The organism is Sulfurimonas sp., assembly GCF_019429335.1.
GTDB lineage: Bacteria > Campylobacterota > Campylobacteria > Campylobacterales > Sulfurimonadaceae > Sulfurimonas.
In genome coordinates this window covers 1-5,478 of record NZ_JAHYJB010000047.1, presented here as the reverse complement: position 1 = coordinate 5,478, position 5,478 = coordinate 1, and the positions used below count along the sequence as shown (strand labels likewise).

Annotated in this window: 5 protein-coding genes; all 5 read right to left on the bottom strand. The window is 41.1% G+C overall.

The annotated features are described in order from the left end of the window. A partial coding sequence (locus tag K0A91_RS10520; RefSeq protein ID WP_295010142.1) for a hypothetical protein occupies positions 1–1,184 on the bottom strand: 1,184 nt, incomplete at its 3' end. Between the two features lie 8 nt (positions 1,185–1,192). Continuing rightward, on the bottom strand, positions 1,193–2,071 hold the full coding sequence (locus K0A91_RS10515) for a hypothetical protein (protein WP_295010141.1): 879 nt from the start codon (positions 2,069–2,071) through the stop codon (positions 1,193–1,195). A 29-nt stretch (positions 2,072–2,100) separates the two neighbouring features. Beyond that, positions 2,101–2,841, bottom strand: coding sequence for a hypothetical protein (locus tag K0A91_RS10510; RefSeq protein ID WP_295010140.1), 741 nt, complete (start codon positions 2,839–2,841; stop codon positions 2,101–2,103). Positions 2,842–2,898: 57 nt separating this feature from the next. Beyond that, entirely contained in the window at positions 2,899–4,005 is a 1,107-nt protein-coding gene (locus K0A91_RS10505) for a hypothetical protein (RefSeq protein WP_295010139.1), read from the bottom strand. After that, positions 3,986–5,410: a VWA domain-containing protein gene (locus tag K0A91_RS10500; RefSeq protein WP_295010138.1), complete on the bottom strand. Its 1,425-nt coding sequence runs from the start codon at positions 5,408–5,410 to the stop codon at positions 3,986–3,988. The genes K0A91_RS10505 and K0A91_RS10500 overlap by 20 nt, the downstream gene beginning before the upstream one ends. Positions 5,411–5,478 lie beyond the last annotated feature (68 nt).

Genomic DNA, 5,478 nt, shown 5'->3' with positions numbered 1-5,478 from the left:
TCCGCATGTGTTGTTAAGAGTTGAAACGCCGCAGTTGCAAGACCGAAATATGGATTTTTCTCACTTGCCTCATGTTGCGAGTATGTCTTAAGGAGCATCGAAAACACTGCACGAGTCAAGATATCATTATAAGAGTACCTAAATTCGCTGAATATTACCCTCTCTATATCGCCCACAACAGATGTTTTTGCAATCTCTTTTGAACCTGAAAATATTGCCAAGTATGGCGTTGCCTGCTCTCTTGGTTCCATTTTCGGAAGAGCAATTCCCATATAGAGAACTTTCTGTGATGCCATATACATCGGAATATTTATCTTATACTCTTTTTTTATAGGAGCAAGACCGTTCTCATAGATTACCCACACGTATCTCTCTCTTATAGGCACTCCATCAAGCGCACGCTCAACCATAAGAAAATCAGATTTTATTGTCTCATTTTGCGGCATCATCCCGTACGCCTCTTTTAGAAGCGAGGATGATTTTGCATAGTCTCCCTCTATTAAAAAAAAGAGCCCTGCAAGATATGTCGTAAATGGGTTTATAAAATCAGGATACGCTTCAAACTGCTCAAGCGATGAGTAGTTTGCTCTTACTATATCCTTTATCTGAGGGTTGTTCATGGTCTTATCGAAACCCTCTATTTTTTTCTCCCGCCTTTTTTGGGCTATAACACTCTTCTGTTTTGCAATAAGCTCGGCATAGGTCTCTTTTGCGCGCCGCTGTCTGTCAATCGCACGGTTCAACTCTACTCTGGCCTCTTCAAATTTCCCAAGCGCCATATAATCAATAGCTTTATATGTGTTTACCATTACAGCTTCGGAGATTGAAGCACTGTATGGAATCGCGGCATCATTTATCATCAGTTGAGCCATATACTCCGCCGCGCTCTGCGCTGCCATCTTTTCATGCTGATTTTTAATAACCGCTTCGGACTCGTCAAGCAGAGCTATGCTGCGCTTATAATCATTTGCGTAAAGATAGTAGTTTCCAGCCCTTAGCATCGACGAGAGGTTTTCTTTGTTTTTGTCGGCAAGAGCGGCGGCATGAGCGTAATCACCCTCAATAAACATACTCTCCTGCTCGGCTCTTTTGCCAACATCCATGCCGACAGAGGTTGCAAGATTTGAGAAGCAGCCTCCAAAGATAAGAGGTACCAAAACAACGAAAGATTTAGCAAATTTCAAAGGATAACTCACTTTTTAACTGCCCAGATATAGAGCTCGCAGCTCTTTGGATCAAGCCATAAATCTCTCTGGACTACACCATCAAGCCTCATTTCGCTTCTGATAATTAAAGATGACTCAAATATTTTGCCAGAAGTGTCGTTGTATGTTATCTTGAGTGCTTCATGCTCGGATGCTATTTGCGACTGAACCCTCTTTGCAAGAGCTGATTTCGCCAAAGCAAATGCTGCGCTTTTTTGCTTTAAAAAAGTAACTCCCTCCTCTTTTTCCGCTATTCCCACACTTCCGACCACACCGTTATAGTTTGGTCTAAAAAACCATACGGGCTTGTTTTGATAAAGCCGTGATTCAGTATCTATGCCTTTGAGTATATCCTTTGAATAGCATCTGCTCTGCATCAATATCTCTTTTAAAAAAGGCTCCGTCTTTAGCGCTGTCAATGCAATATTAGAGCTGTTTTGAGCTTTGATACCGAGGAGATTGCTTATTCTCTCTTTTGAGCTGCCCATAAGGACGTAGAGCCTCTTTTTTGAGTCTATATACGCGTCAACCTGATAACTCTCGTTTAAAAATAACTCTGAAAATGCGTTTACCTTGTCGTAAACTTTGGTTGAGGAGCTCTTTTTTGTTGATTTTGACTCCATTTCAAACTCCGATGTGATGTAGGATTTTATGTTGTGCGCCAAATCGCCTTTTGCTTTGTTTATCGCTTCAAGATGCTGAGTGTAGATGCCCTGAAAATTTACGCCGCTCGAGCCTACTGCATGAAGCTCTGGAGGATTGTTTACCCAAGATGGCAACTCCTCGGCTTGAGAAATATTTGGCTCTTTTGGTGAAGTACAGCCCGTAAAAAAATATACAAAAATAACCAAAATCGCTCTGTACATCCTGCTCCCTGATTTAAAAACTCTCAACCCTACTCTTCTCTATAAAGTGTCCCTTTTGAAACCTCTTCACCGTGCTCATTAAACTGCATGTAAAGCAGTTGTGTGTTGCTTAGTTTTTTTAAGCTTACAGAGCGGTTATCTATGCACTTATCGGCGCCATATGTAAGTCTCTCTTTAAACTTTACCAAGTCAGCCCCCTTCTCCTCTATGATAAGCTCGCCGCCGCAGTGAAGCGAGTCATAGTTTATCGTCGCTTCTCCAGAGTCTGTTATCTTAATCATAATATCGCCGCTTCCGCCGCTTCTTCTCATAACAAATCCGCTCCATGTGCCGTAAAAACCGCGCCTAACCTGCGCTATCTTCTCACTTGCACCGTTGCCGCTCTTATCAAACAGAATCTCAGATTTTAACATCTCTCTGTTTTTCAAATCCTCATCTGTCGCATACGCCTCTATGCTAACTACGATATCTCCGAAATTTTCGCCGTTTCCAAACTTAGGCTCGCCCTTTATACGGACAATTCCGCCTGATTGTTCACGCACTACGTCATCTAAAATCTTGCCGTTTGCCATCACAGTCTCAGAGATTACAACCTCGCCGTAAATCTCTTTTGCGGCAGCGTTCTTCGCCTCTTGCAGAGCAATCTCTTTTACCTGCAAAAATGTCTTGTCCGCATACTGCATCTGGTTTATCGTAACCGTTTTCAAAACGCTTTTATCGGCAAGAACAGATGTTAGAAAAAATATGCCTATTAGTAAAAAATATCTCATTGTCTGCCTTTTGTCTGCTCTATTTTGAAAACAATTCTAGTTAAAAATTATTTAACATCATATTAACTTGCTAATCTTTTTCGCACTTTTAAGCGAGGTGAGTTTTTTGCTCTCTATCTCAAAGATTATCTTCTCGTACCTCTTCTCACCGCTTAAAACAAGAATAATCATCAGCTCATCAAGAGATTTTGCCTCATCTATCTTTTGGTGAAAAATCTCTTTTTTATCTTTTGAAGCAGTGCTCTTTTTTATCTTTATCTTGGCGCACAAAAAACCGACTATAAAAACCAACATGTAGTTTAGATATGAGTAGTCAAATTTAAAGCTCTCCTGTTCTGCCTCATCAAGTAGCTCCTCTTTGCTAAATCCGCCCTCAACCTTTACATTTATGGCATCAACGCCAAGGCTCTCTATCTTCTGGGATATAAGATTAAAATACTCTATATTTATATCAGGAATTGTAAAATCCTTCTCAGATACAAAGGCAAACTTCTGGCTCCACTCTCCGCGCTCGCCATCTTTGCTAAGGTTGTAATTAGCAACTACATCTCCCGCAAAAACCTTAACACCCTCTATCTTAAGCTCTATGGGTTTTACCGCGCTGAAATTTCCAGCACCTTTTATGAGTATCTGCATATGATATGGCTCATAAGCTTTTACACGCGGCTCATTTTTTTTAACTTCTATATCAAACTCTCCGCTAAGGGAGTTGTTTGTCTCTTTTACTTCCAGAGTTAAGAGCTCCTGCTTTAAAACCTTTTTTACAGACTCCTCTTTTTTTACATTGTCCCGTCCTATTACCATCTCTTCAATGGCATCTCTGGTCGTCTGTTTCATAACGGTTTCAAATTCAAGCTCAACCCGGCCGGCAACTTTTGCAAAAAGAACAAATTCGTAGATGCTTATCTTTTTTCCATCCACGATACTCTCGCTCTCTCTTAGATTTTTCAGCAGATACTTTTCATACTCTCCTGCGGGCTTAAACTCTATACTTACAAGCTGTGCACCGTCGTCAAATTTGCATATATATTTTAGATGAACAGCCTCGTTTACGTAAGCCGTTGTTTTATTTGCGTACGCACTCCATGTATAAGTAGAGGCAAAAATTTCCACATGTAAAAAAATAGACAGCACTAAAATCACCCTACCAAGGTTTTTTTTCATCTACTCTCCTCTTATTTATAAGTTCATACTGTTTTGAGCTCAGCTTTGCATTGCCGCCCTCTAAATTTATCTTGTTTTGAGATTTGCTCTTTTTGCCATCATCATCCGCTCCGCCGCCTGCCTGCGCACTTACTTGCATATTTGAGCCGCCGCCCTCTTTTTGCCTCTTCTCACTCTGCTCTTTTTTCACAAGTGCAGACTTCTCTTTGCTCTGCTGCTCTGCCGTGCTCATCTCTTTTTTCTCACCGACATCTTTTATAAACTCCAAGTTCTCATCAGCCTCTTTGGAGTAGAGAAGCGTTAAAGATTTCAGGTAAGCCTCTCTTGCTTTTTCAAACTGCTGCAGCCGCACAAGCGAGTTTGCAATATTATAGTAGATTATCGACTTTGTCTCTATATCGGCTGACTTTACCATCTCAAAGTTCTGCAACGCCTTTTCATACTCGCCGCTTTTGTAAAAGTGCGTCGCTTTGTTGAAAGACTCCATGTTCTGTGTTGCGCTCAGATGCACACCAAAAAGAAGCAAAAACGCCACAACAAATCTCTTTAGAGTAGTCACGCTTACCAAAAATGTAATGATAGCAAGCGCTATAAAGTACTGAAAAAGCTCCATGTTTCTTATTACGGTCACTTCGCTTTTGTAATCCTCTTTGCCTTGAGAGTACAGGGCATCAAGCAGTTCATCCAAATCTTTTGTATAAATCCCCTCCGTAGCATCAGCTATCTCTTTTATCGCGCTGTTTTCGCGGCTTACTACAATATCTCCAAGCTCATCTTTAAGCAGCTCGCCGCTCTCCAATCTCAAAGTTCCGCCCATAGTCGAGGCTGTCATAAAAATATTTACTCTCAAGTTGTTCTCTTTGGCAAAATACGCCTCCGCTTCGTAGCCAAGCTCATCAGCCCCGTCGCTAAAGAGCACTACGGTCGCTTTTTTTGAAGCAGACATCTTTCTTGCAAGTTTTAGTGCGGAGAAAACATCGCTTCCTTGAGTGATGATAAACTTTTCATTCAGCGAGCCAAATAGATGCAAAAGAAGCTCTCTGTCCTCAGTCAGAGGCGAGAGCACAATAGCGTTTGTCGTAAAGCCCAAAACGCCGAACCTGCTCTTTTGCTTTGCCTCCAAGAGCTTCTTTAACATCTCTTTTGAATATGCTAATCTTGTAGGCTCAATATCCGTCGCCTGCATAGAGTATGAGAGGTCAACGCCGATGATAACGTCACTTAAAATCTGCTCCGACTTTATCGGCTCCTGCTCTATAATGGGTCTGGCAAGCGATAAAACTATAAAAACAAAAGTCAACATGTAGCCGTATGCACTTATCCTATACTCTCTAAAATCTTTTTTGATAAAAAGCGGCAGAAGCAGTAATAAAAACCAGAGATAATAGGAAGATAAAAAGGTCATTTTCTAATCTCCCTGTATAGCAAAAATAGCAAAAAGCCAAGTGCAAGAAGCAAAAATATATGATAGTA